This is a genomic window from Microbacterium sp. C-MGS6 (assembly GCF_058140415.1).
This window is the reverse complement of sequence record NZ_CM176934.1, coordinates 637,909-661,896: the sequence shown is the minus strand read 5'-3', so window position 1 is coordinate 661,896 and position 23,988 is coordinate 637,909. Positions and strand designations below refer to the sequence as shown.

General features: G+C 66.3%; 25 protein-coding genes. 12 read left to right on the top strand and 13 right to left on the bottom strand.

All coding sequences use genetic code 11. The annotated features are described in order from the left end of the window. Window positions 1-18 precede the first annotated feature (18 nt). A complete protein-coding gene (locus AC3B5L_RS03160; protein ID WP_136054601.1) occupies window positions 19-420 on the top strand; it encodes an arsenate-mycothiol transferase ArsC in 402 nt (133 codons plus the stop codon). Between the two features lie 51 nt (window positions 421-471). On the opposite strand, the gene AC3B5L_RS03155 is transcribed toward AC3B5L_RS03160, so the two are convergent. Further along, window positions 472-1,773, bottom strand: a complete 1,302-nt coding sequence (locus AC3B5L_RS03155) for an FAD-dependent oxidoreductase (RefSeq protein ID WP_136054602.1) — start codon at window positions 1,771-1,773, stop codon at window positions 472-474. A gap of 83 nt (window positions 1,774-1,856) precedes the next feature. Between AC3B5L_RS03155 and AC3B5L_RS03150 the strand changes: the two genes are divergently transcribed. The 7 genes from AC3B5L_RS03150 (at window position 1,857) to AC3B5L_RS03120 (ending at window position 7,948) form a co-directional block, all read left to right on the top strand. Beyond that, window positions 1,857-2,198 carry an ArsR/SmtB family transcription factor gene (locus tag AC3B5L_RS03150; RefSeq protein WP_136054603.1) on the top strand — a complete coding sequence of 114 codons (342 nt, stop codon included), beginning with the start codon at window positions 1,857-1,859 and terminating at the stop codon, window positions 2,196-2,198. A 35-nt stretch (window positions 2,199-2,233) separates the two neighbouring features. After that, window positions 2,234-3,367, top strand: a complete 1,134-nt coding sequence (locus AC3B5L_RS03145; RefSeq protein ID WP_490096212.1) for an MFS transporter — start codon at window positions 2,234-2,236, stop codon at window positions 3,365-3,367. Window positions 3,368-3,528: 161 nt separating this feature from the next. Beyond that, window positions 3,529-4,491, top strand: a complete 963-nt coding sequence (locus tag AC3B5L_RS03140; protein ID WP_240747072.1) for a PstS family phosphate ABC transporter substrate-binding protein — start codon at window positions 3,529-3,531, stop codon at window positions 4,489-4,491. A 23-nt stretch (window positions 4,492-4,514) separates the two neighbouring features. Next, window positions 4,515-5,471, top strand: a complete 957-nt coding sequence (pstC, locus tag AC3B5L_RS03135; RefSeq protein WP_136054606.1) for a phosphate ABC transporter permease subunit PstC — start codon at window positions 4,515-4,517, stop codon at window positions 5,469-5,471. Further along, the gene (gene pstA, locus AC3B5L_RS03130) at window positions 5,471-6,385 is read left to right on the top strand and encodes a phosphate ABC transporter permease PstA (protein ID WP_136054607.1); all 915 of its coding nucleotides are present in this window, start codon (window positions 5,471-5,473) and stop codon (window positions 6,383-6,385) included. The genes pstC and pstA overlap by 1 nt, the downstream gene beginning before the upstream one ends. Window positions 6,386-6,494: 109 nt before the next feature. After that, the gene (pstB, locus tag AC3B5L_RS03125; protein ID WP_120776991.1) at window positions 6,495-7,265 is read left to right on the top strand and encodes a phosphate ABC transporter ATP-binding protein PstB; all 771 of its coding nucleotides are present in this window, start codon (window positions 6,495-6,497) and stop codon (window positions 7,263-7,265) included. Next, complete coding sequence (locus tag AC3B5L_RS03120) at window positions 7,262-7,948, top strand: winged helix-turn-helix domain-containing protein (RefSeq protein ID WP_490096211.1); 687 nt, start codon at window positions 7,262-7,264, stop codon at window positions 7,946-7,948. The genes pstB and AC3B5L_RS03120 overlap by 4 nt, the downstream gene beginning before the upstream one ends. On the opposite strand, the gene AC3B5L_RS03115 is transcribed toward AC3B5L_RS03120, so the two are convergent. Genes AC3B5L_RS03115 through AC3B5L_RS03100 form a run of 4 tightly spaced genes read right to left on the bottom strand, consistent with a single transcriptional unit; the run spans window position 7,930 to window position 10,143 of the window. Continuing rightward, window positions 7,930-8,886, bottom strand: coding sequence for an arsenate reductase/protein-tyrosine-phosphatase family protein (locus AC3B5L_RS03115; protein ID WP_240747073.1), 957 nt, complete (start codon window positions 8,884-8,886; stop codon window positions 7,930-7,932). The two genes, AC3B5L_RS03120 and AC3B5L_RS03115, sit on opposite strands and share 19 nt — an antisense overlap. Beyond that, on the bottom strand, window positions 8,883-9,200 hold the full coding sequence (locus AC3B5L_RS03110; protein WP_136054610.1) for an ArsR/SmtB family transcription factor: 318 nt from the start codon (window positions 9,198-9,200) through the stop codon (window positions 8,883-8,885). The genes AC3B5L_RS03115 and AC3B5L_RS03110 overlap by 4 nt, the downstream gene beginning before the upstream one ends. Before the next feature lie 57 nt (window positions 9,201-9,257). After that, complete coding sequence (locus AC3B5L_RS03105) at window positions 9,258-9,659, bottom strand: hypothetical protein (RefSeq protein ID WP_136054611.1); 402 nt, start codon at window positions 9,657-9,659, stop codon at window positions 9,258-9,260. Between the two features lies 1 nt (window position 9,660). After that, window positions 9,661-10,143, bottom strand: coding sequence for a hypothetical protein (locus AC3B5L_RS03100; RefSeq protein ID WP_136054612.1), 483 nt, complete (start codon window positions 10,141-10,143; stop codon window positions 9,661-9,663). Between the two features lie 190 nt (window positions 10,144-10,333). Here AC3B5L_RS03100 and AC3B5L_RS03095 point away from each other — a divergent pair, with 190 nt between their 5' ends. Then, on the top strand, window positions 10,334-10,618 hold the full coding sequence (locus tag AC3B5L_RS03095; protein WP_136054073.1) for a helix-turn-helix transcriptional regulator: 285 nt from the start codon (window positions 10,334-10,336) through the stop codon (window positions 10,616-10,618). Here AC3B5L_RS03095 and AC3B5L_RS03090 read toward each other — a convergent pair. The 5 genes from AC3B5L_RS03090 to AC3B5L_RS03070 all read right to left on the bottom strand — a co-directional run bounded on the left by AC3B5L_RS03090 (window position 10,568) and on the right by AC3B5L_RS03070 (window position 16,224). After that, the gene (locus AC3B5L_RS03090) at window positions 10,568-11,245 is read right to left on the bottom strand and encodes a hypothetical protein (protein ID WP_136054074.1); all 678 of its coding nucleotides are present in this window, start codon (window positions 11,243-11,245) and stop codon (window positions 10,568-10,570) included. The genes AC3B5L_RS03095 and AC3B5L_RS03090 overlap by 51 nt on opposite strands. Before the next feature lie 389 nt (window positions 11,246-11,634). Further along, window positions 11,635-12,057 (bottom strand): hypothetical protein, encoded by a 423-nt coding sequence (locus AC3B5L_RS03085; protein ID WP_136054075.1) that lies wholly within the window; start codon window positions 12,055-12,057, stop codon window positions 11,635-11,637. A 485-nt stretch (window positions 12,058-12,542) separates the two neighbouring features. Continuing rightward, on the bottom strand, window positions 12,543-13,571 hold the full coding sequence (locus AC3B5L_RS03080) for an AAA family ATPase (RefSeq protein WP_136054076.1): 1,029 nt from the start codon (window positions 13,569-13,571) through the stop codon (window positions 12,543-12,545). Continuing rightward, window positions 13,568-15,571 (bottom strand): TnsB C-terminal domain-containing protein, encoded by a 2,004-nt coding sequence (locus AC3B5L_RS03075; RefSeq protein WP_136054077.1) that lies wholly within the window; start codon window positions 15,569-15,571, stop codon window positions 13,568-13,570. The genes AC3B5L_RS03080 and AC3B5L_RS03075 overlap by 4 nt, the downstream gene beginning before the upstream one ends. Beyond that, window positions 15,571-16,224, bottom strand: coding sequence for a TnsA-like heteromeric transposase endonuclease subunit (locus AC3B5L_RS03070; protein WP_490096210.1), 654 nt, complete (start codon window positions 16,222-16,224; stop codon window positions 15,571-15,573). The genes AC3B5L_RS03075 and AC3B5L_RS03070 overlap by 1 nt, the downstream gene beginning before the upstream one ends. Before the next feature lie 529 nt (window positions 16,225-16,753). Between AC3B5L_RS03070 and AC3B5L_RS03065 the strand changes: the two genes are divergently transcribed. The 3 genes from AC3B5L_RS03065 to hrpB all read left to right on the top strand — a co-directional run bounded on the left by AC3B5L_RS03065 (window position 16,754) and on the right by hrpB (window position 21,708). After that, a complete protein-coding gene (locus AC3B5L_RS03065) occupies window positions 16,754-17,182 on the top strand; it encodes a MarR family winged helix-turn-helix transcriptional regulator (RefSeq protein WP_025104537.1) in 429 nt (142 codons plus the stop codon). A 171-nt stretch (window positions 17,183-17,353) separates the two neighbouring features. Beyond that, window positions 17,354-18,955: an SPFH domain-containing protein gene (locus AC3B5L_RS03060; protein WP_490096209.1), complete on the top strand. Its 1,602-nt coding sequence runs from the start codon at window positions 17,354-17,356 to the stop codon at window positions 18,953-18,955. 197 nt (window positions 18,956-19,152) lie between these two features. Then, on the top strand, window positions 19,153-21,708 hold the full coding sequence (gene hrpB, locus AC3B5L_RS03055) for an ATP-dependent helicase HrpB (RefSeq protein WP_490096208.1): 2,556 nt from the start codon (window positions 19,153-19,155) through the stop codon (window positions 21,706-21,708). Window positions 21,709-21,727: 19 nt separating this feature from the next. Here hrpB and AC3B5L_RS03050 read toward each other — a convergent pair whose 3' ends face one another. The 3 genes from AC3B5L_RS03050 to AC3B5L_RS03040 form a co-directional block, all read right to left on the bottom strand. Next, window positions 21,728-22,462: an ABC transporter permease gene (locus AC3B5L_RS03050; protein WP_187663261.1), complete on the bottom strand. Its 735-nt coding sequence runs from the start codon at window positions 22,460-22,462 to the stop codon at window positions 21,728-21,730. Beyond that, complete coding sequence (locus tag AC3B5L_RS03045) at window positions 22,459-23,241, bottom strand: ABC transporter ATP-binding protein (protein ID WP_490096423.1); 783 nt, start codon at window positions 23,239-23,241, stop codon at window positions 22,459-22,461. Before AC3B5L_RS03045 ends, AC3B5L_RS03050 begins: the two co-directional genes overlap by 4 nt. A gap of 147 nt (window positions 23,242-23,388) precedes the next feature. Continuing rightward, window positions 23,389-23,985 carry a TetR/AcrR family transcriptional regulator gene (locus AC3B5L_RS03040; RefSeq protein WP_187663260.1) on the bottom strand — a complete coding sequence of 199 codons (597 nt, stop codon included), beginning with the start codon at window positions 23,983-23,985 and terminating at the stop codon, window positions 23,389-23,391. Between the last annotated feature and the right edge of the window lie 3 nt (window positions 23,986-23,988).

Below are 23,988 nucleotides of genomic sequence, written 5' to 3'. Positions count from 1 at the left end.
CGAATCAGAGGACGACGAATGACCCAGCCCAAGACGGTTCTGTTCATTTGCAAGCACAATGCGGGGCGCTCACAACTGGGCGCTCATCTTCTCGGGCACGTCGGCGATGAGCGACTGGTGGCGAGGAGTGCGGGAATCAGCCCAGCGGAAAAGATCAACCCTGCCATCGCGGAATCACTGCACGAGCTCGGAATTGACACGTCAGCGGCCACGCCGCGGGCGGTGACAGTGGAAGATCTCGATGCGGCCGATGTCGTGGTCCTGATGAAGCCGGGCCTCCCGCTCCCGGGTGAGGTGCGTGGAGAGCTGGTCGAGTGGTCATTCCCGGATCCGTCGAACTGGGAGGCCGACGGCGTGCGAGAACTCCGCGACGCCATCGACGCGAAGGTGCGTGGTTTGGCGGCTCGGCTCGTCAGCTAAGTACTGAGGGGTGGGGCTCGGTTCGGGAGCCCCACCCCTCATGAGTTGCAATCAGCCGACGGTGACAGGCCGCGCGCCGATCTGCAGGGTCTGGGGGGCTGCGCAGCAGCTACCCGCGTTGTCGTCGAAGGTACCGGATCCACCGCACACACCGGTGTCAGGGAGAGCGAGTTCGTTACGGGCGGCTGCCTCGTGGTCGCCCACGAGGTGCGCTGCGACGCTCCGGACCTGCTCGAACCCAGTCAATGCGAGGAAGGTCGGGGCTCGCCCGTAGGACTTCACTCCGACGATGAAGAACCCTTGCTCCGGCTGCGCCAGCTCTCTCGCTCCGGTTGCCGACACCGATCCGCAGGAGTGGATGTTCGGGTCGATCTCGGAAGCGATGCCTGCGACCGCCTCGAGCGTGGGGTCGAGGTCGATCCTGAGCTCCCGCAGCATCCCGGTGTCAGGGCGGAAGCCCGTGAGCGCGATTACTCGCCCGACATTCGTCACCTCGCGCCCATCTTCGGCGACGACTGTCAGACCGTCGACGCCTCGCTGGAACTCGGCGACGCGGAACCCTGTCACCAGGTCGATGACCCCGTCGTCGATTACCTTGCGCGCGCGGGAGCCGAGCGCGGCGCGCTCTGGCAGCTCGTCCCCGATTCCGCCACCAAAGACGTTTGCGGCACTCCCTCTGCGCAGCAGCCAGGTCACACGCGTTCCCGGCGACCGGCGGGCCAACTCGCTCAGGCGCAGCACGGCATGCGTGGCCGAGTGTCCCGCTCCCACGACGACGACATGCGAACCGGCAAGTTCTGACACGTCGGAGGGGATGCGGTACGAGATCAGGTCGGACGCTGCGGTTTCGCCGAGGGCGGGGAATCCATCCGCCCCAGCGGGATTCGGGAGACCCCATGTGCCGCTGGCGTCGATGACGGCGCGGGCGAGGAGGCGGGACTCGTTACCCGCGGCGTCGACGGTGTGCACGACGAACGGCTGGCTCCGGCGCCCTGCGTCGACGACCTTGTCGCGGCCCTGGCGGGCGACCCCGGTGACGGTCGTCGCGTAGCGGATTCGCTCGCCCAAGGCGCCTGCGAGCGGCGCCAGGTACCCGCTCACCCACTCCGCCCCGGTCGGATACCCGGAGGCGGGTGCGCTCCATCCTGTGGGCTCGAGCAGGCGTCGCGCAGCTGCGTCCGTGAGCTCCGGCCATGCCGAGAACAACCGCACATGCCCCCACTCGGCGACTGCAGTGGCAGGGCCGTGCCCGCGCTCAACGACGAGGACGTTCTCGTCGCGTTCGACCAAATGCGCCGCTGCAGCGAGACCCTGCGGCCCTGCACCGATGACGACGACAGGAAGCTCAGACATCACATCTCCTCAAATCGAAATTCTTCAATGTAACGACTGTCGTCCATCTATCGAAGATTGTCAATACGTGTCAGACTAGATCCGTGAGCTTGCCAACGACAATCGAAGCGACGACCTGTTGCGTCCCGCGAATCACATCCTCGCTGACTGCCGAGGAAGCCGAGCGCGTCGCGAGGGTGTTCAAAGCACTCGGCGATCCGACGCGGGTCCGGTTACTGTCCCTCATCGCTGCTGGCGCGGGTGGGGAAGCGTGCATCTGCGACTTGACCGAGCCAGTCGGCCTCTCGCAGGGCACCGTCTCTCACCACATGAAGCTCCTTGCGGATGCTGGACTGGTCACACGGGAGCAGCGCGGCAAGTGGGCGTACTTCGCTCTCAACGGCGACGCGATGGATGCTGCTGCCGACGCTCTCCGCACAGTGTGAGCGCAGTTAGTGCTCCGCCTCGCCTGGGCGGACGGTTGGCTGCGCTCTCGGTGGGGCAGGTCATCAGTTGGGGGATCCTGTTCGATGCGCTGATTGTCGCGTCTCCGGCAATCGCGGATGACACGGGCTGGCCCGTGGCCCTGGTAACCCTGTCATTCTCTTCTGGCCTTGTCGCATCCGCGGCCGCCGGCGTGTTCGTGGGCAAATGGCTCGACGAGCGGGGCCCGCGCCTCATCATGACCGCCGGGAGCATCCTCGGTCCACTCGGCCTCGTGGTCGTCGCCCTCGCACCGGATCTCGTAATCTTCACGGCTGGGTGGGTTGTGGCGGGTGTTGCGCAATCGGCGGTGCTCTATCAGGCCGCGTTCACTGTCATCGCTCGGCGATACGGGGCGCGACGCCGTAGCGCGATGACGATTCTGACGTTGGCCGGCGGGCTCGCGTCCACGATCTTTGCTCCCGTCGTCGCCGGCCTCCTGGGTGTCATCGACTGGCGCACGATGTTCCTGATACTTGCTGGCTTTCTGCTCCTCACCACCGTGCCTCTGCACTGGTTCAGCCTCGAGCGCACCTGGTCTCCCGTTCGATATGACGATGCCACAGAGGTTCACACGGTGAGCACGGTCGTGCGCACCCGGCGCTTCTGGATGCTCGAGCTGTCGACGCTTGCTCTCGCAGCCGCGCTCTTCAGCGTCACACTCGCTCTCATTCCTCTGTTCACTGAGAAGGGCATGAGCTACGAGCTCGCAGCCTGGGCCCTCGGGCTCCTGGGCGCAGGGCAGGTAGTCGGCCGCCTGCTCTATGTGGCCGTCCCGCACACTGCCGCGCCATGGGTCCCCTTGACTGTCACGGCTGGCCTCAGCGTTGGGTCCCTCGCGCTCCTGGCGTTGGTTCCTGGGCCACCGTGGTTACTGGTCTTCATCGGAATCGTGGCCGGAGCCGTGCGAGGCGCTCAGACGCTTGTCCAGGGTTCCGCCATCGCGGACCGCTGGGGCACCCACAACTACGGCGCCATCAACGGGATCTTCGCTGCCCCGATAACGCTCATCGGAGCATTCGGCCCCGCACTCGGTCCGCTTCTCGCAGTAGCCACCGGTTCCTACTCCGCCATGGCTCTCATCGCCGTCGGGCTCGCGGCGATCTCACTCGCCTTCGCCCGGTTCTCCTAGACGGTCCGCCGAGCGACTGCCTGCGATCCGCGGGCGCTCTTCCAAGTCCGTTAACCTCACGTTCACATAGATGACCTTCTATCAATACGTCGAATAGATCACCATCTATTCGAGGCGGTCTATCGGCCGCCTGTCACGAGTCTGAGATGAAGGAAGCAATCGTGCGAAAGACCACAGCAAAGATCTTCGCCTCCACAGCATTGGTCATCGGCGTTCTTGCGCTGAGCGCCTGTGGCGGGCAGCCGAGCGCAGGCGAATCCGCCGGCTCCGGTGAAGGATCGGGCGGATTGACCGGTTCCGTGAACACCGATGGGTCGTCGACAGTCGCCCCTCTCACGGAGGCCGCAGCTGACCTGTTCCGCGACGAGGAAGCCGGAGTGAACGTCTCCGTCGCCACCTCGGGCACCGGTGGAGGCTTCAAGACCTTCTGCGCCGGCGAGACAGACATCTCCAACGCCTCCCGCGCCATCAAGGACGAAGAAGCCGCTGAGTGCGAGGCCGCCGGCATCAAGTACACCGAGATCATCGCGGCCAACGACGGCCTGTCCGTCGTCGTCAACCCCGAGAACGACTGGGCTGAAGACCTCACCGTCGAGCAGCTGAACAAGATCTGGGGCCCCGAGGCCGAGGGCGAGATCACCAACTGGAACCAGGTCGACTCGAGCTTCCCCGACCAGGCAATCACGCTCTTCGGTGCAGGCACTGACTCGGGCACGTTCGACTACTTCACCGACGCCATCAACGGCGAAGAGGGCGCGATCCGCACCGACTACAGCCCCTCGGAAGACGACAACATCACCATCCAGGGTGTCGCAGGTGACGTCGGCGCCATCGGGTTCCTCGGACTCAGCTACGTCGAAGAGAACGAGGGCGTCATCAAGGCTGTCGCGGTCGACGGCGTGATGCCGAGCACCGAGACCGTTCAGGACGGCACGTACACGCCGCTCGGCCGCCCGCTGTTCGTCTACGTCAACAACGCGTCGTACGTCGACAAGGAGCCGGTGAAGGCGTTCATCGACTTCTACGTCGCGAACTCGCTCGACATCGCAGAGCGCGCACTCTTCGTGCCCCTCACCGAGGAGCAGGTCACCACGGCTGCTGACGAGCTCGCCTCGCTCGGCTGACCCGACCGCTCAGGACGCTACCCATGACCACCGTCACTGAGCGGCCCGGGGGCCCGGCTACCGGCCGGGCCCCCGCCCCCTCCTCGTCTTTCGCCGGCCGCCGCCGGCCCGGTGAGTTCCTCATCAAACTCTGTCTGCGCCTTGCTGCAGCCATCACGGTCATCACGACCGTGGGCATCGTCATCGCGCTCCTGGTTCCGTCCCTGAGCTTCTTCGCGGAGGTCTCACCGTTCGAGTTCCTCTTCGGTACGCGCTGGGCCCCCCGATTCGCGGACGCCTCCTTCGGCGTCCTCCCCCTGGTCACCGCAACCCTGTGGACCACCGTCATCGCGCTCCTCGTCGCCGTTCCTTTCGGCCTCGGTGCGGCGATCCTTCTCGCGGAGTACGCGAAACCGCGAGTGCGCAAGGTGCTCAAGCCCCTGCTGGAGATCCTCGCGGGTATCCCGACCGTGGTCTACGGGTTCTTCGCTCTCCAGTTCGTGCAGGGCACCGTCCTCCGCGACTGGTTGCAGCTCCCCACCGGGGCGTTCAGCGTCCTCGCCGCCGGCCTCGTCATGGGAGTCATGATCATCCCCACCATCGCATCCATCGCAGAGGACGCGATGTCTGCTGTCCCCAGCGCGCTCCGTCAGGGAAGTGCCGCTCTTGGCGCCAACCGCATGCAGACCACTCTCCGCGTGGTCTTCCCGGCCGCGCTGTCTGGCATCGTCGCCGCCGTGGTTCTCGGAATCTCCCGAGCCGTCGGAGAAACGATGATTGTCGCAATCGCTGCGGGTAGTCAGGCGCAGCTCGTGAGTAATCCGCTGGAGCAAGGGCAGACGATGACCGGCTTCATCGCGAACGCCGCCCTCGGCGACTCCCGCGTCGGAAGCCTCGAGTACAACACCCTCTTCGCTGTCGGACTGCTGTTGTTCCTCATCACCCTGCTCATCAACTTCATCAGCATCCGATTCGTTCGCCGATTCCGGGAGGCTTACTGATGTCCGCGCCCACGACTCCCGAGTCCCGCGTCCTTAACGCGACCCGGCCGCTGAATACCGGCCGAAACGGCGAACTGCGTCCCACCGCGCTGATCTTCCTCCTGCTCCTTTGGCTGTCACTCTTCGTCGCGTTCGCCGTGCTCGTCACACTGCTCATCACCATCTTCATCACCGGGCAGAACAAGCTCAGCTGGAACCTCGTGACGAACTTCCCCTCCGCTGACCCGGAGGAGGCCGGCGCTCGTCCGGCCATCCTCGGATCAGTCTGGGCGATTGGTGCCACCGCGGTGATGACGCTCCCCCTGGGCATCGCCGCCGCCGTGCACCTCGAGGAGTTCGCCGACCGGAAACGCTGGTTCAACCGGTTCGTCGAACTCAACGTCCAAAACCTCGCCGCTGTCCCCTCAATCGTCTACGGTCTCCTCGCCCTCGCCTTCCTGTCGATGCTCGGAGTCACCAATAAGAACATCGTCATCGGTGGAGCATTCGCGCTGACGCTCCTCATCCTCCCGGTCATCATCATCGCCACCAGGGAGGCGTTGCGCGCCGTGCCCCGGGAGATCCGCGACGGCTCGCTGGCGTTGGGGGCCACACAATGGCAGACAACGTGGAGGCAGGTGCTTCCCGCATCGGTCCCAGGTATCGCGACCGGCTCGATCCTCGCGCTGTCACGAGCTCTCGGCGAAGCAGCCCCATTGCTCGTCCTCGGTGCGCTCGTATACATCACATTCGATCCGAACGGTCTGCTCAGCGGCTACACCACGCTCCCCATCCAGATCTTCAACTGGACCGGACGCCCGCAGGAGGGATTCCACGAGCTCGCCGGAGCCACAAGCCTCCTCCTGCTCGCCGTCCTCATCCTGATGAACGCCCTCGCCATCTTCATCCGCAACAAGTTCCAGAAACGGTGGTAAACCCATGAGCACCTCCACGAGCACCTCGAAGGACAGCTCCGCACCGGCGGCGCACACCCACTTCCAGGCCGCAGAATCGCGTCACGTTGCTGAAACCCCCAGCGGACTCATCCGCTGCGAAGACGTCAACGTCTACTACGGGGACTTCCGCGCAGTCACCGGCGTGAACCTCGAGTTCGGACGCAACGAGATCACCGCACTCATCGGCCCCTCCGGCTGCGGCAAATCCACGCTCCTGCGCTCTCTGAACCGCATGAACGACCTCGTCGACGGTGCCCGCGTCGAAGGAAACGTCATCTTCCAGGAAGAGGACATCTACGCGAAGGGCGTCGACCCCATCGAGGTTCGACGACGCATCGGCATGGTGTTTCAGAAGCCCAACCCGTTCCCGAAGTCGATCTACGACAACATCGCCTACGGCCCTCGCGTAACCGGGATGAAGGTCGACAACATGGACGACCTCGTCGAGGAAGCACTGACACGCTCAGCGCTCTGGGGCGAGGTGAAGGACAAGCTCAAGCAGTCCGCGTTCGGGCTCTCCGGCGGCCAGCAGCAGCGTCTGTGCATCGCGCGCACCATCGCCGTGCAGCCCGATGTGATCCTCATGGACGAGCCGTGCTCGGCCCTCGACCCCATCGCCACCTCGCGGATCGAAGACCTCATGCACGAACTGCGCAAGGACTACACAATCATCATCGTCACCCACAACATGCAGCAGGCAGCTCGAGTCGCTGACCGGACCGCATTCTTCACCGCCCTGGCTGACGAGACGACGGGGGACCGCACCGGAGTTCTGGTGGAATACGACCTCACCAAGAACATCTTTGAGCAGCCGCAGGACCAGCGCACGGAGGACTACATCAGCGGACGGTTCGGATGAGTTCCCCGTCTGGCGGCGATCCTCGGTTCGTCCTACACGGGCGAAGTTCGGAGATCTTCCGCGGGAGCTTCGCTGAGTTCCGCCATGCCGGAGTCCCCATCACGGTTCACGCCGAGATCGTCGACGCGCTGGCCGATTTGGCCCACGACTACGGGTCGTCTCTCATCCTCGCCGGTGGCGAGTCGTTCGAGAGGCTTGCAGCCATCATGCAGATCGCGGAACCGGTGTGTGGTGGATCGATCTTCCTCGGAGTCTCCGACGACACCGAGACCGCCACGATCGAAGCCGCGATGCGGGCCGGATTGCGCGGCACTATCCGCCTTCCCATCACGCCCGATCGCCTGCGGGAAGTAGCTCGCCTGCACCCGAGAACGGGGCCCCAGGATCGCTCGCTCCGCTTCGGAGAACTGACCCTCGATGTCCCGCACCGGAGTCTCCGCTGGCGGGACCATGCGCTCCTGCTTCCGCCGCGGGAGTTCGAGCTGCTGCATCAGATCGTCCGCGCCTATCCGGAGAGCGTGAGCATCGACACGCTTGCTCTCGCCTTCGGATCGGATCTGGAGGACCCTCACGCCTCAGTCCGGGTTGCGATGACGAAACTGCGCGCGCGTCTGGCAAACTTCGCTCCTGCACAGGCGCTCATCGAGACGGTCCGCGTCGCCGGCTACCGGCTCGCGTCCTGAGGCTCAATACCCAGCTCAACGAGAAGCCCCAGTACGCGCCTGCGGATATCGTCGCGCACGACGCGAAGCCCTTGGTCATCGAGTTCGAGCGGGTCTGCGAGGTCCCACTCCATGTATCGGCGGCCCGGGAAAACCGGGCATGCATCCCCGCAACCCATCGTGATGACGTAGTCAGCGGCGCGCACCACGTCCTCCGTGAGCGGCTTAGGGAACTCACCCCAGAGCTCGACACCCACCTCGGCCAGTGCCGCCTCCACCCGCGGATGAGAGGTCTCCGCAGGCGACGAACCTGCCGTTCGCACGTGCACCTTCCCGCCCGATAGATGCCGCAGGAACGCCCCGGCCATCTGCGATCGCCCCGCATTCTGCACACAGACGAACAGCACTTCCGGAGTATCCCTCAGGATCAATCCCTGTGCAGTCGCGAGAGCGTCGAGGCGATCAGCCGCATACCGCGCCGTCATCGTCAGCAAATGTTCGCGCACACGAGCCCGCTGGCTCAGAAGCAGATAGCTCTGTGCGACATAGCTGGCGACCGTCTCACGACTGAACGTCGAGTTGAACCGATAAGCGAGATCAGAGACGATCGTGGCTACGCCCGGTGGGAGCGCGGTGGCTGCAGGCGCCGCCGCGGCGGGCTGTATCGACTCGCTCGCCAACAGACGCCCAAATCTCACCCAGGCATCGACCGTCGGCGCCACAGCCCCGGCAGAGTCACGAATCAGCCCTGTCATCCGCAGCGACTTGAGCGCCGCCTCGACTACTCCAGCATCGAGCGCCAGTTCGGCAGGGATATCACCGATCGGCACGTCGGAAGCGAGTGCGCTGAGCACTCGCAGGGTGTCGGGGTTGCCCAGCACCGAGACCTGCGCCGCGCGATCTCGCGCTGACTGCACGTCGAGTGGCCGACCGACGCGGTGTGCCGAGCGATCGTTCACCGGAGGAAGTCCTCAACTGCGCTGCGTCGTGAGGGGCTGACGGACAGCCAGCCCAGCTTTCCGTCCTGCTGCCGCGTGAGGAATTCGTCGTCGAGCAGGATTCGGACGTGGTGGGTGACTGTCGGCTGCCGCAATCCCAGCACATCTGCAAGCTGACCGACGGTCGCGCGCTCGTCGACCGATCCCAGAATGATGCTGAGGATCTGCAGACGTGTGGGGTCAGCGACCGCTCTCAGCGTGCGCGCCAGTTCCTCGGCGGCCCCCCGATCCAGAGCAGCGCCGACGCGCGGCTTGGCTCCGGGTTGAGAGGACATGCAGTCGAGTCTACGGCTCGGCAGGAGTGCGAATCTGTGTCGGCCAGCGACGTCGAGTCAGGCTGCCGAAGGCGGCGGATCTGGGTCGAGCACGTCACCTCCCGCCTCGGCGGCGTGACGTTGGCAGAGTGTCGATACCCACATTCTGATCACGTACTGCTTCGCCGGAGCCCCGCATACCTCGCACGTCTCGGTACTTTCCCACTCAGCCGCACGCACCGCGTCCGCGAACGCCTGATCGAAGTTCGACGGGTCATCGGACGGGTCGGCATAGAAGCTCAGGGCACCAAACTTCGACTTCACCTGCTGCACGACGTAGCTCGGGGCGATGACGGACAGCGTTGCATCGAGTCTCGCCAGCAGCGGGTACCAGCCGGCACCGACTTCCAGCAGTTCTGGCCAGCCTGGAGCGATCCGCTTGAGTAGGCCGCGGAGTTCCGGCGGATATTCCTCGGTCATGTCAACTCTCTCGTTCCGTGGTGGCGGCAATGTCCGTGAGTTCCAATCTTGGTTCGCGTTCGATTCCGCGCTGATGGCGTGTCGCTTCTCGGGCCTGTTGGCGACGCCGCGACCGCTCGCGGAACTCACGTCCAACTCGAAGGCTGCGCATGACGCCGATGTCGAAGCTGATCATTCCCCGACGGCGCCACTCGATTGCCGCGTGGCCGCGGAAACCTGCGACGGCGCGGCGCCGCTGGATGAAGTCCAGGTTCCGCGGCAGGGGGCCAGGGAGTCCGTCGGTGTCCGGCAGCAGGTAGGTGAACAGTTCAGCGAAGGTGGGGCCGGCTGCCGTGCGGCGGCGAGTTTGGGCGATGAAGATCGCCGCGGCCAGCGCCCATTGCTCGGCGGTGTCTTCACCGGTGAAGTCCTCGAACATGAACACCCACTCAGCTGGCGGCGGCGAGTCGATTTCCTGCCACCAGATCGGGTACGACTCGGGCATCTCAACCATCACAATCGCGGTCGCTCGCACGGGCCTTCCCGCGACGCGACCGCCTGTCATCGGGATGGGCAGCACACGTGCAGGGAAGAGCGGAGCGATCCGACGAGGACGAGATTGTTTCGTATGGCCTTCGAAATTATGCCATACCGATTAGGCCATACGAGGAGTTGCCCGTCGCGACGCTTGGTAGGTGCCCCGACGGAACGATGACATCGACGCGGAATGGAACGCGTATGCGCGCCGCCTCGCGACCTCGCTTCGTTCCGCGCGCGAGCGCGCGGGGCTGACGCAAGAGGACGTCGCGTACCGCTCGGGCCTGACGCGTTACACGTACCAGAAGTACGAAAAAGGGGAGTCCCGTCCGGGCCATCCAGCCAACCCGACCATTCGCACCGTTCTCGCGCTGGTGCAGGTGCTGGGGATCTCACTGCACGACTTGATTCCGGACGACGTCCCCGACCTTCGAAGCCGTTGACGGAACGACGACATCTCGGATCCACGGCGCGTCATCAGCCCACCCCGGAACGATACGGCGAGAAACCACCCGCGAACTGGGAGCACCTCGCACCAGGAGCTTCGCGCCGTTCACTCGACGCCCAGGGCGTGTGACGTGTCGCAGCAGGACGGCCTTGCTCCGAAAGGACGCCTCGGCGATTCCTTTCTCAAACCTCACGATCCGCACGCGTGTAGCGGGCGAGTTCGGCATATGTACCGCCTCGTCCAACGCGGTGCGATGCGCGGCGACAACCAGAGCCGCAGTCCTCTCCAGCTCCGGTGTTCGAGAGCCTCGGCCTGCTCCGATCGTCAGCCCGATGAGTCCCTCGACTTGGCGTGCTTCGCCTTCTGAGAGAGCACTCAAACTGAGAGCCACACTGGCATCGGTCAGTGTCAATGCCAGCTCAACGGCAGGCCCATATACAAGCGAGAGCGCGGCATCGCTGCTGCAGGATGTCTCACTTCGGCTGTCTTGAATCAGGGTGATCGCGAGCGCGATCTCGCCGGTGTGCATCGTCACGCCGCGGTTCCAGAGCCGTCCCGACAGCACCTGCTCGGCGTGACGGTTGACGTCGGGGGGACGAATCAACTCGTCCTGCCCGAACATGTGCCATCGTCGGTGCCGGACGCAGAATCCCCCACCTCGACTGACAACCTCGGTCAGGATCCCGTCGCTGCAGACTGAACATGCCGCGCGTGGGCGGTCCAACACACCACACTTGCGGCAGGGCGTGAGAAGCCAGTGGTGGTGATGGCAGCGGCGGAACAGACCAGACCTAGCGTGTTGACCGGCGAAGTGCCCTGGCTCCAATCCCCCGGCCTGCTCAATTGCCGCGACATAGCGAGCGTTGGTTGAGTTCGCTGTCGTCAGACCCAGCTCCTGCCAGATATAGCGCTGGAGACTCGTGAGACCGATGGCGTTCGTCGCCGCGAGTCGTCCCAGGAACCCGTCTGGCGTCTCCCCCGTCAACGGTCGAACTCGGCAAGGGAGGGGAATCATGAGTGGTCGCCGACTAGTTTGGAACGATGCTGAAGGAGTTGCACCCTCAGCGTTCTCACGTGCGGGAGGAGCCGCAGCGCGGATGACGTGAGAGCACATCCGCCCTGAAGCCGGACGGCGGTTCTACCAAGCCAGAGCTCGCGCCCTTCGATCCTGATTTCGTTGAGCGCGTCATTCCCGACGCGGCGACCAATGAAATGAGCACTGAGGACCCAATCGATCGCCACTGCGGTCGCGTGAGGCCCGATCCGACGGGACATTAGCACGCCCGCCATCCGGTCATCCGTAAGCACCAGGGCGATGTTGATGTGCAGTGGAAACAAGGAGACTTGGTTATGCTCCCGGTCGCGCGGCTCAGGATCGTTCTCGCCCGCTCGCAGCTGTAGCAGCAAGGTCGCCGCCTCGACTTCGCTCGACATGTACGACACTCCGCGCAATGCCATCGTCCCGTTGAGCAGACGCTGCGCTCTCAAGTGCCTCGTTTTGCCTCCGACATCGAGGTCACGGTTGTCAAGGTGCCACCGGCGGTGGCGCACACAGATCGGCCCACTCCGACGTGCTGCGGTCACCAGTTCGCCTCGAGTGCACCGCCTGCACAGGCTGATCGCGGCGGGGAGCATCCGACAAACTGCACAGTCCACCCGCCGCGTGGATCCACCGTGTTTGCAGGAGATTCTGCGCATTGGGTGCTGCAAGAGCCCTTCGGTGAGTCCGCCCAGGAGTTCGATATGCCTGATCGCGTTCCTAGGCGTGACGCCGATTGGGAGCGCGCGATCGAGGTGCCTTAACGCGAGCCAGAGATCGGCCTGAGCGATGGCATTGGCGCGGCACAGGCGTACCCAGTAGCTCGTTGCTGTCTCGTCGCGAAAGGGCTGAACCGCAATAGGGAGAGCTGTAACGCTTCTCATCTCGAATGCGCCGCAACTCGAGAGCGAGGTGGCTTCGGATTGAGGAGCTTGGCGACTTCCTGCCTCCGCTGTAAGTCGTGATCAAACGCCGCTAGGTCGAGCTTTTCGGTTCCGTCGTCCATGGCTTTGAGCGAAGCGAACTGCAGTAGATCTTTGAGCAAGCCGATCTCGCCACCAGTCAGCGCGTGAAGAACCTCTGCCACGGACAGTATGGACCCCAGTTTTTGCTCCGTGAGGCACAACGAGTTCTCCATAGCCAGGAGCAGGTCGCCCCAGCAGGAGTCGTCGGCTTTCGAGCCCAGGCTGAACGGTGCGGCGACATGAACTTCGAACCGCTTCCCGATCTGCCCACCGCGCTCACCGTCGAGCAGTCCAGTGCCTTCGACCGCGATTCCTGCGTAGACGAAGGTTCCCCCGCATCTCTCTGACAGTTGCTTGAGCATGTCGGAAGCCTCGATGTTCTGCCGGTACTTGAGGTCGAGATGGTGAACGTCGTCGATCAATATGAGTTCGGTGGAGCATCCTCGAAGTGCGTTGGCCACCATGTCGAGCAGGTCCCCGTATGTCTTTCGTCCGACGAGGGGCAGGCCCAAGAACCTAGCAAACTCATGCATCAAAGCCTTGGCAGAGCACTGCGCCGGCACCGCGACGTAAACGACAGGGAGCTTTCCCGGCCCTGCCGCAGGATGGCCGATCTCTCGCCGACGGAGTTCGTGTGACCTACCCACCTCGACCAGCGAAGTCGTTTTTCCATGACCCGGTTCCCCGGACAAGATCAAGCCCAGTTTTCCAACTCGTCGGTAGGTATTGAGCATTACGCGGTCTCGCACAGCGTGCTGAAACGCCTTGAACCGCGGAGTCTGCACGAATGCTCCTGCTTGCGCGTACTGTGCGCGACCCTGATTGTACAAAGCACGGTCGCCGAAGCTAAGCGCTCGAAGTTCCTGTGAAGTGATCGGCGCGGGTCGATCGTAGGTGGCTTCCACGTACTCACGCCAACCGGCTTTGGTTGCGATCTCGATCATTCGTCGATCCTCCGTCGCGCCTCATCGAGTGCGTCCCCGATGAACGGGAAGCCGCCCGTGTTCGGCCACTCGTCGACTGATGTGCCATCGGTCAACAATTCGCCCTCATCGGCGGGTGTTTCCTCCAGCTCGATGCTCTTGAGGCTCGTGAAGTTCATTGGATCGTCGGCGATCGCCGCCACTCGCGCACGCTGCCGCGCGTTTCGAGCCGGCTTCACATCCTTGGCCCCGCGATTTCCTTGCCCGGCGAACGCCTTGATCGCGATCGTTAGCTCACGACGTTCCGTGTCGAGCTCAACGTCACGGAGGGCGTGCTCAGCACGGGCGTACCGCCACACATCACCCAGCATCGGGAGTTCATGAACCTGATTCGACCATCGGAGCGGGATGAACTCGCCATCATGTTCAAGCCAAACGACGTGCAGGTTGTAGGGGTCCACACGGATCGGCCATCGTCCGTTTCTCGCCTTGTCGTCAGACTTACGTCGCCACAGGCCTTTGAGCCGCTCTGAGTTGTAAATGCGATGGTCGATGCGCACGCCGTAGCGATTGAGCACTCGATACTGGACGGGCAGCAGCGCAGTGTAGTCGTCTCGCGTCAGCGGTACGTGAAGCTCCGGCACGTAAGCACGGAACGCTCGACACATCTCGTTCGGCGACAACTTGATACGCGGATGCAACGGGTCGCGCAGTCCGTCATGCGGACGGCTCTGCCACTCCACCGCGATCCAGTCCTCGAGGAGCTCCTGGGCCTGCGCAATCGTCAGTAGTTCGTCGGATTCCACGTCTGTGTCGCGACCGCGATGTTCGACGCTGCGTCCTACATATCCCTTCACATGTTGCAGCAGCATCGAGTTGATGGCCCCGAACGCTCGCTCTACGTGCGGTTTGTCCGTTGGCGTGTGCGGCGCCGAGGTGATCAGTGAAATATTCAAGGTTTCGCACGCAGCCCGGAAATGCCGCGACAAGTAGTTTCGTCCGCGGTCGGTGGTGATCGTGTCGGGAAACACGTACGGCTGCGCGAGACGCAATCGCTCAAATCGCTCCTGATCGATCAGTTGATCATCAGCCCATGCCGTCGAGATCAGCTGTCGAGTCTCGCGAACGCCTTCCATACGCCGCCCATAGGGCACCAGGGCCCGTGCGAGCACAGCCACCAGATCGACGCTCTTGGTCCCCTCCGGGCGCAGCATCGCCGCCAGGATCGAGCGCGTCGCGACGTCTAGGAGAATGGTCAGCTCGGGCCGACCGACCGTTTCCTCATCGATCCGCAACATGACATCGATCCGCGTGGAGTCCATCTCGACCAATTCGCCGGGACGCAGTGCGGTGCGGGTGCCGAATTTGCCGTCGGGTTGCAGCGCAAGCGACTCACGAGTCTTGGCCGAACCGAAGGTGAATTGCCCGTGCTCGTCTGCTTCGAGAAGTCGGAAGAACGTTGCTCGGCTCGGCAGCTTCACCGCATCGCCATGGAGACGTTCGACGCGCCTCGTGATCTGTTCGATCGCTGTAGTTCGGCTGACAGTCGAGGCGCGGCTCTTTCCTCCGAGTACGTGGTTGATGGCCTCGACGAGGCGCGGATCCCAGGTGCTCTTGCGTGGGGAGCACTTCCCTGCAGTGGTCGTCCCCTGCTCTCGGAACGCTTTGAGCCGACGCTCCACAGCGCGCGTGGAGACGGTTTTACTTAGGCGCGTCTCCAGCCACTCGCGCTCCGTTTCGACAGCCTTCCCGACCCCGATTTCTTCTCGGGTCGCCTCAATGCGTATGCACGACTGCAGCCAGGGATCCATGTCGGGCTCGATGTCCTGCACCTGCAGAGAGAGGTTCAGCAGACCCGAAGTGTCGCTAGGCACCGGTGTTGCATCATGTCCAAGCTCGTCGAGAGCGACTTCGACCTCACTTCCGTCCTCATCTCGGAGCATCGCCGAGTCGTTCTCAATGAACAAAACGGCGAATCTGCGTTGACGCCACACAAGCGACCCGCCAACCACAACGCGCATCACGCGCTCCTTTCCCACACGATCGTTCTGATGCTGAGGGGCTGATCGAGATCTGCCTCGAGCGCCCCTGACCAGAGGTGCGCGTAGCAGTGCGCGAAGCCCTCGGATCCGACGCCGAATAGCGCAGCTACCTCAGCCAGCGGCAGCCCATCTTCTGGGAGCATCGGCAGTTCCTTGCTGGTCGCCCAGTCTCGGAACGGGCCCAGGAATCGGAGGTTGGCTTCGCGGATTGGCGATTCCGCGTCATAGACGACATACCGCCAGCCGCGCTCAGCGGCGAACACCGCCGTCATGTCGAACTGTCTTCTGACGTTGTCTTTGATCTGAGCCGCCGGCTTGACATCCATCAGCACGGCGTGCCCGTCGTCCAGACGCACGAAGTAGTCCGGGTAGTGCTCGCGCGGGCCGTCGGACGCGGTCCACCGAATCCACATCGGCTGGCTGGCGACCGCAACTACGCCGGGGGTGCGGTCCAACTCGATGAGGCAGCCCCGCTCGGTCAGCGACTCGAATCCGATCGACGCACCAAGCGTTCCCATCCAGTGGTAGCCGTCGTAGTGCCGTTTGAGGCGCCAACTGGGAAAGCTCCGAGCAGGGTCGCCTCGTTCGAAGGGGACGTCGTCGCAGTCGACGGCGTCAAGCTCCAATTGCACGCCATCGAGACGATACTCAACGCGAGCTCGCCTCCTGCCCATTTCAGGCGACGGAGGGACAGGCCACTGCTGAGTCAGGTCCATAGGGATCCAATCGACGTCGACGGATGCTTCCTATTTGGCAGTCAGCCTCTCTCCTGGGGAGCGGTACTGGCCTATGTTCTGAGCCCTGACAAAGATGCCCGACTGGGGATCTGCTCACGGGCAGACTATGTCCGCTGCTCGACGGGTCTCGTCGACACGCCGCGCTTCCGACACGTCTCGTGAGATTCCGACAGCTTCGTGAGACGCTCTGACACCTTTCGTGAGACTCCGACACTTTTGGTGAGATCGGACAATCGTCGCGGGGGGCCTGCCATTTGTGATCAAACCGTTGCATTCGTTACCTCGCCGTTATACAGTGATCGCACGGTGAATGTTTGCTGTGGCATCCACCGCATGTGATTGCAGGACACTCTTGGTGCAAGGGACAAGGGCCGGTCGGGAGCCTCTCCGACCGGCCCTTTACTGCGCCCGGTACTCTGTGAGGATGACCGATCGGAAGCTCGCGCTGGAGGCCTGGGAAAGCCTGTTCCGCGCGCAGCACGAACTGTTCACCGAGATGGCAGCCGACTTCGACACCGGCGACATCACGCAGGCCGAGTACGACGTGCTGCTCACCGTCACACGCTCGCCGGAGATGACCGCCCGCCTGCGCGACATCACCGCCAACATGCTCATCAGCCAGCCGAGCGTCTCCCGCCTCGTCGACCGGATGGTGACGCGGGGACTGGTCGCGAAGTGCGCCGACCCGGACGACGGCCGCGGCGCCCTGATCCGCGCGACGGACGAGGGCGCCCGGGCCTTCCGAGCGCTCGCGACCGTGCACGGCCGGTCGATCGCCGACCGGATGTCACGCCTCGACGACGAGGAGCTGCGCCTGCTGCGCGACCTCGCGGAGAAACTCCGCACCCGCTGACCGCTCCCCTCCTCCGCAGGCAGGGCGGCGGGAGGAACGTCCACCGATACCGGCATGATGGCACCCGACGCGGTGGCGGGCGTCTCTTTTCTGGCAGGGTGGGTTGCGCACGCCCACATCGACCGTGGGCATATCGGACCGCCCCCTCGGGGGGAACCAGGGAGGTCATCCATGGAGATCGCCGGAATCGTCGGCATCCTCATCGTCATCGGGATCGCGGTCGTCGCCGCGATCGTCGTCCTGCTGATCCTGCTGCTGTTCGCCCGCAGCTGGATCAAGGTGGCTCGCGCCGACGAAGCGCTCGTCATCTCCGGACGCAAGCAGAAGGTGCAGCGTGCCGTCATCGGCGCCGACGGCACCAGCAGCTCGGAGATGACGGAATCGCCCGTCACGGTCATCGTGAACGGGAAGTCGCTCGTCAACCCGATCACCCAGCGCCACGAGATCATCTCCCTCCGCTCACGGCAGGTGTCGCTCAACGCCGAGGCCCAGTCGCTCGACAACGTGACGCTCAACGTCGACGGCGTCGCCATCGTCAAGATCGGCTCCGACCCGCTGCTGGTGCGCCGGGCCGCCGAGCGCTTCGCCTCCCAGGACAAGGCCATCGAGCAGTTCACCACCGAGCAGCTCGAGGGCGCCCTGCGCGGCATCGTCGCGACGCTCTCCGTCGTGGAGCTCATGCGGGAGCGCAAGAAGTTCTCCGACCAGATCGCCGCCGACGTCTCCCAGGAGCTCGCCGAACAGGGCCTCATCCTCGACTCCTTCCAGATCAAGGGCATCACCGACAAGGTCGGCTACATCCAGTCCCTCGGTGCGCCGGAGATCCAGGCCAAGCGCCAGGCCGCGGAGATCTCGCAGACCAACGCCGACCGCGCGATCAACCAGAAGAACATCGCCAACCAGGAGGCGAACCTCGTCGAGCAGACCGCTCTCGACACCAACACCGCCAACGCCAACGCCGGCATCGGCCGGGCCCGCGCCGAGGCGGAGCAGGCCGAGCAGCTCGCCCGCGCCCAGGCCGAGCAGGCCGTGCTGCAGCAGCAGGCCGAGAACAAGCAGGCGCAGCTCGACGCCGACGTCAAGCGCGTCGCGGACGCCCAGCGGTACGAGGCGGAGACCCGCGCGCAGGCCGAGCTCTACACGCGTGAGCGGGCGGCCGAGGCGGCGGCGATCGAGCAGGTCAAGCAGGCCGAGGCGCGCACCCGCATCGCCGAGCAGCAGGCGCAGGCCGACAAGGCGCGCGCCGACGGTGAGGCTGCCGCCGCGATCGCGAAGGCGACCGGTGACGCGGATGCTCTGCGCGCCCAGGCGGAGGCCGAAGCCGAGGCCCGTCGCCTCCGCGCCAACGCCGAGGCCGAGGCGATCCGCGCCGAGGGTGAGGCCCGTGCAGCCGCTGTCGAGGCCGAGGCCAAGGCCATCGCCTCCAACCAGGATGCCTTCCTCTCGCAGCGCGTGCTGGAAGTGCTGCCGTCGATCATGTCGGAGTTCGCGAAGGGCTACGCCGCCATCGGCAGCGTCTCGATCGTCGGCGGGTCCGCCGAGGACGGCGCGTCGAACGTCGTGGGCGCCGACAGCGCGAAGGCCATGCGCTCGGTGTTCGACAGCGTGCACTCCGCGACAGGCCTCGACCTGGCCGGAATCATCCAGGGGCAGGCCGTCGGTCGCGGCTTCGGAGCCGGAGTCGCCGAAGCGTCCGCACCGGCCCCTGCGCCGCGCACGCCCGCACCGACCACCCCGCCGCCCCCCGCTCCTCCGGCTCCCGACGCGGAGTAAGCAGCACAGGACAGCGGATGCCGCGACCGACTCGGTCGCGGCATCCGCTGTCTGTCGTCGGGCACCGCCTCTGCCGGTTCACAACTCAGGAGATCGGCAAGCACGGACGCGGCGATCCGTCCCGCTGCGCCGAATCCCCCCGGATCTCCTGAGTTGTGAACGGCTCCGGGCGCCGATCGACCGGGCAGACTGGACGGGTGACCCGCGCTGCCTTCGACCTCGCCGCCATCGGTGCCGGCCTGTCGTTCGCGGGCGCCCTCGAGGAGCTCTCCGCTGCCCTCGACACGAGCGGCTCCGTGGTGGTGACCGCGCCGCCGGGCACGGGCAAGACCACCCTCGTACCGCCGCTCGTCGCCTCACGAACCACCGACCGCGTGATCGTCACCCAACCCCGCCGGGTCGCCGCGCGTGCCGCCGCCCGCCGACTCGCACACCTCGATGGCTCCCCGCTCGGATCCCGGGTGGGCTTCACCGTCCGCGGCGAGCGCACAGCCGGGCCGGATACGAGGGTCGAGTTCGTCACCGCCGGCGTGCTCCTGCGACGGTTGCTGGACGACCCGGGACTCGACGGCGTGAGTGCGGTCATCATCGATGAGGTGCACGAGCGTGCCCTCGAGACCGACCTCCTCGTCGGCCTGCTCTCGGAGGTGCGGGAGCTGCGGGATGACCTCGTCGTCGTCGCGATGTCCGCCACCCTCGACGCTGCCCGGCTCGCCGCCGTCATCGGCACCGCCGAGTCCCCCGCGCCGATCGTCGACCATGACGTCCCGGCCTTCCCCCTCACCGAGCGCTGGGCTCCGAGTCCCACGCCCCGCCTCGACGAACGGGGAGTCACCCGCGGCTTCCTCGACCACATCGCGAGTGTCTCCGCCTCCGCCGCCACCGAGCTGGTCCGCGAAGACCCCGAAGCCGACGTGCTCGTGTTCGCCCCGGGCGCTCGCGAGGTGTCGGAGATCGCCCGACGCGTCCGCACTCGGAACGGCGCCTTCGACGTGCGGGAGCTGCACGGCCAGATCCCGCCGGCGGAACAGGATGCCGTGATCCGCGGTCGTGCACCGGGGGGCGTGCCCCGCATCATCGTCGCCACCTCGCTCGCCGAGTCGTCGATCACGGTGCCGGGTGTGCGGATGGTCGTGGACAGCTGTCTGTCCCGGCAGCCGCAGCGCGACGCCGCCCGCGGCATGACGGGTCTGGTCACCACCGCCGCCTCCCGTTCCTCGTGCGTGCAGCGTGCCGGACGCGCGACGCGTCAGGGCCCCGGCATCGTCGTCCGGTGTGTGGACGAGCGCGCCTACGCGGCGGCTCCCGCGCGTCCGTCCCCGGAGATCGCGACGGCCGACCTCACCGGCGCCGCCCTCCTCCTGGCGTGCTGGGGTGCCCCGGGCGGAGCAGGCCTGCGGTTGATCGAACCGCTGCGAGCCGACAGTCTCGCCGACGCCGTCGCGGTGCTTCGCGGTCTCGGAGCGATCGACGACGACGGGCGCGCCACGGCCGAGGGCCGCGTGCTGGCCCGCATCCCGACCGATCCCCGGCTGGCCAGGGCGCTGCGGGACGGCAGCCCCGTGGTGGGGAGCCGGCTCGCCGCCGAGGTCGTCGCGCTTCTGGGCGGTGATCAGCGCGTCCCGGATGCCGACGTCGCCCACGCTCTTGTCGCGTTGCGGGGCGGCGGGACTGCGGAGGCCCGTCGCTGGCGCGAGGACGCGCGTCGTCTGGAACGCCTCGCCGATCCGACACCGGACACCCGCGCGGGTCTCGACGGCGTCGGTCTCATGATCGCGCTGGCCTTCCCCGAACGTGTCGCCCACCGCGTCGAGCACACGGGATCGGGAGCCACGTTCCTGCTGGCCTCCGGCACGCGGGCCGGAGTGAGCGGTTCCCTCGCGTCCTCGGAATGGCTCGCCGTGGCCGATGTCGCCCGCGCCTCGTCCCGGGCGGCCGCCGGTTCCGGTGCGGTCATCCGCACGGCGGCGACCCTCACCGAGGAGCAGGCGGAGCGCGCGGCGGGCCCCCTGATGAGCGACCGCGTGGAAGCCGAGTTCGTCGGAGGTCGTGTGCAGGCCCGCCGCGAGCGCCGGATCGGTGCGATCCTGCGTTCCTCGGTGCCGGTGCGAGCGGCGGCATCGACAGGGCGGGATGCCGTGGCCCGGGCGGTCCGACGCGATGGCCTCGGCATGTTCACCTGGTCCGACGGGGCGGAGGCCCTCCGCCGCAGACTCGCGCTGCTCCGACGTGAGCTCGGTGAGCCATGGCCCGATGTGTCGGACGCGGGGTTGATCGACGCCCTCGATGCCTGGATGGCACCGGAGCTCGAGGCTCTCGCATCCGGCACCCCCGCGAGTCGGCTGGATCTGTCCTCGGCGCTGCGCCGTCTGCTGCCCTGGCCCGAGGCCGTGCACCTCGAGGCCCTCGTCCCGGAGCGGCTCGAGGTCCCCAGCGGCTCCCGCGTCCGCATCACCTACCCGGAACCCGACGGGGATCCGACCGCACGCCCCGTCGTCGCGGTGAAGCTGCAGGAGTGCTTCGGGTGGGCGGAGACTCCCCGGCTGGTGGACGGCCGCGTTCCCGTCCTCTTCCACCTGCTGTCCCCCGCGGGGCGGCCGCTCGCCGTCACGGACGACCTCGCCTCGTTCTGGTCCGGCCCCTATGCCCAGGTGCGCGCCGAGATGCGCGGCCGCTACCCCCGGCACCCCTGGCCCGAGGACCCCTGGGCCGCCCTGCCGACGAAGCACACCAAGAACCGCGCCGCGCGCTGACCCAGGCCAGGACTCCGGCTCAGCGTGTACGCCGCCGCAGCGTGAGGGCGGCGAGCACCAGAGCGCCGACGGCGAAGGCCACGACGATGAGCAGCGGACCGAACACGTCCCTCCCCTCGTCCCCCGCCGTGACGGCGTTGATCGTATCGATCGCGTAGCTGAGCGGCAGCCAGTCGGAGATGGCGTACAGCACGTCGGGCATCTGGTCGCGCGGCATGAACAACCCGCCGAGGATGATCTGCGGGAACACCAGCAACGGCATGAACTGCACGGCCTGGAACTCGGTCTGGGCGAACGCGCTCGCCAGCAGGCCGAGGGCTGTGCCGAGCAGTGCGTCGACCACCGCGACGAGGCCCAGCTGCCACAGCGGTCCGTCGACGTCGAGCCCGCACACCCCGACCGCGAACGACACCGTGATCACCGCCTGCAGCACGGCCATCAGCCCGAACGCGAGCGCATACCCGAGGATGAAGTCGGCCTTCTCGAGCGGCGTGGTCATCAGCCGTTCGAGCGTGCCGGAACGGCGTTCGCGCAAGGTGGTGATCGACGTGATGAGGAACATCACGATGAACGGGAACAGCGCCAGGATGGCACCCCCGAACTGATCGAACACACCGTCCTGCTCGCTGAACAGCCAGGCGAAGAGACCGACGAGCAGGCTCGGGGCGATGAGCATCAAGGCGATGGACCGCGGGTCGTGTCGGAGCTGCGTGAGCACACGGCCGGCGGTCGCGAACAGCCGGCGGCCGTTCATGTCGCGTCCTTCTCCTGGCGCTCGTGCGCTTCTCGCCGCGCCCGCCGGGTGGTCGCGGCGCCGGCGGCCCTGTCACGTTCGATCAGCGCCAGGAACGCGGCCTCGGCGTCGGTCGTGCCGGTGTCGGTGAGCAGGGACGACGGCGTGGTGTCGGCGATGATCCTCCCCTCCCGCATCAGCAGCAGCCGGTCGCAGCGCACCGCCTCGTCCATCACGTGACTGGACACGATGAGCGTGACGCCCCGGTCGGCCAGCCGGCGGAACAGGGTCCAGAGCTCCGCCCGCAACACGGGGTCGAGTCCGACGGTCGGCTCGTCCAGCACGATCAGTTCCGGCAAGCCGATCAGAGCCACCGCGAGCGACACCCGCGTCGCCTGGCCGCCGCTCAGCGCATCGACGAGCTGCGTGGCCTGTGCGCCGAGGCCGACCTCCTGGATGACCCGGTCGACATCGCCCTTCGGCGCCTTCAGGAGCGACGCGAAGTACGAGAGGTTCTGCCGCACGCTGAGGTCGCCGTAGACCGAGGCGCCCTGCGTACCGTAGGCCACGCGGTGCCGGAGCCGACGCGAACCGCCCGGCTCACCCAGAACGGTCACGTCGCCGGAGGCGATCCGCTGCACACCGACGATCGACCGCATGAGCGTGGTCTTGCCGCACCCCGAGGGGCCGAGGAGACCCGTGATCTGCCCGCGGGGGACGGCGAGGTCGATGCCGTCGAACACGGATACGGCCCCACGCCGCACGCGGAGCTGCGTGATCTCGACCGCCGCGTTATTCATCATGCGATGAATTATGCGCCTCGCCTCGTCGGGCGTCAACGGCTCCGTGGGCACAGCTGCGGAGCGCCGGATCGACACGCCGTCGCCGGCCCGTGCCGACCGGCGCGGCGGTCGAGATCTCCGCAGCCGTGCCCGGGGACGCGGGCGTCAGTCGAAGAGGTAGCGCTGGACGGTGGGGCCGACGCGGCGGACGAGCTCCTCGACGGAGGCTCCGGCGAGCGCGGGGAGCTGCAGCACGTAGCGACCGATGAGCATGCCGGCGATCTGCGAGGCGACGAGGGCGGCGCGGAGGTCGGCGTCCTCCACGTCGAGGCGTCGTGCCACGCGGGAGAGCAGTTCGCGGGAGAGGAAGCCGGCGAGCAGGGGGGTCGTCAGCCTGCTCCCGATCGCCGTGCGCAGGAGCAGCACCCCGCGGCGGCGCACGTCGGGCTTCTCGAACGCGTCGAGCACGTAGCGGACGAGCCGGGCCCCCGCTTCGTCCTTCGGCCCCGCGAGGATCTCCGGGACGTCGAGGTCGGGGCGCAACGGGATCCCGGCGGCCTCTGCGAACAGGTCGGCCTTGGTGCCGAAGTAGTGGTGGACGAGTGCGGAGTCGACCCCGGCGCGGGCGGCGATCGATCGCACCGTGGCGCCGTCGTACCCCTGCGCGCCGAACTCGTCGACGGCCGCGGACACGATGCGCTCGCGGGAGTCGGTGCCGCCGCGCGGGCGCCCGCGTCGTCTCGGCGCCCTCTGCTCGGTCATGCC

What these genes read in the sequence shown, in the direction of transcription:
- AC3B5L_RS03160 (WP_136054601.1), top strand. Translation starts at nt 19, where the DNA reads ATGACCCAGCCCAAGACGGTTCTGTTCATTTGCAAGCACAATGCGGGG.
- AC3B5L_RS03155 (WP_136054602.1), bottom strand. Translation starts at nt 1,773, where the DNA reads ATGTCTGAGCTTCCTGTCGTCGTCATCGGTGCAGGGCCGCAGGGTCTC.
- pstC (WP_136054606.1), top strand. Translation starts at nt 4,515, where the DNA reads ATGACCACCGTCACTGAGCGGCCCGGGGGCCCGGCTACCGGCCGGGCC.
- pstA (WP_136054607.1), top strand. Translation starts at nt 5,471, where the DNA reads ATGTCCGCGCCCACGACTCCCGAGTCCCGCGTCCTTAACGCGACCCGG.
- AC3B5L_RS03120 (WP_490096211.1), top strand. Translation starts at nt 7,262, where the DNA reads ATGAGTTCCCCGTCTGGCGGCGATCCTCGGTTCGTCCTACACGGGCGA.
- AC3B5L_RS03110 (WP_136054610.1), bottom strand. Translation starts at nt 9,200, where the DNA reads ATGTCCTCTCAACCCGGAGCCAAGCCGCGCGTCGGCGCTGCTCTGGAT.
- AC3B5L_RS03105 (WP_136054611.1), bottom strand. Translation starts at nt 9,659, where the DNA reads ATGACCGAGGAATATCCGCCGGAACTCCGCGGCCTACTCAAGCGGATC.
- AC3B5L_RS03100 (WP_136054612.1), bottom strand. Translation starts at nt 10,143, where the DNA reads ATGCCCGAGTCGTACCCGATCTGGTGGCAGGAAATCGACTCGCCGCCG.
- AC3B5L_RS03090 (WP_136054074.1), bottom strand. Translation starts at nt 11,245, where the DNA reads ATGTTCGGGCAGGACGAGTTGATTCGTCCCCCCGACGTCAACCGTCAC.
- AC3B5L_RS03085 (WP_136054075.1), bottom strand. Translation starts at nt 12,057, where the DNA reads ATGTCGAGCGAAGTCGAGGCGGCGACCTTGCTGCTACAGCTGCGAGCG.
- AC3B5L_RS03080 (WP_136054076.1), bottom strand. Translation starts at nt 13,571, where the DNA reads ATGATCGAGATCGCAACCAAAGCCGGTTGGCGTGAGTACGTGGAAGCC.
- AC3B5L_RS03075 (WP_136054077.1), bottom strand. Translation starts at nt 15,571, where the DNA reads ATGCGCGTTGTGGTTGGCGGGTCGCTTGTGTGGCGTCAACGCAGATTC.
- AC3B5L_RS03065 (WP_025104537.1), top strand. Translation starts at nt 16,754, where the DNA reads ATGACCGATCGGAAGCTCGCGCTGGAGGCCTGGGAAAGCCTGTTCCGC.
- AC3B5L_RS03060 (WP_490096209.1), top strand. Translation starts at nt 17,354, where the DNA reads ATGGAGATCGCCGGAATCGTCGGCATCCTCATCGTCATCGGGATCGCG.
- AC3B5L_RS03050 (WP_187663261.1), bottom strand. Translation starts at nt 22,462, where the DNA reads ATGAACGGCCGCCGGCTGTTCGCGACCGCCGGCCGTGTGCTCACGCAG.
- AC3B5L_RS03045 (WP_490096423.1), bottom strand. Translation starts at nt 23,241, where the DNA reads ATGAATAACGCGGCGGTCGAGATCACGCAGCTCCGCGTGCGGCGTGGG.
- AC3B5L_RS03040 (WP_187663260.1), bottom strand. Translation starts at nt 23,985, where the DNA reads ATGACCGAGCAGAGGGCGCCGAGACGACGCGGGCGCCCGCGCGGCGGC.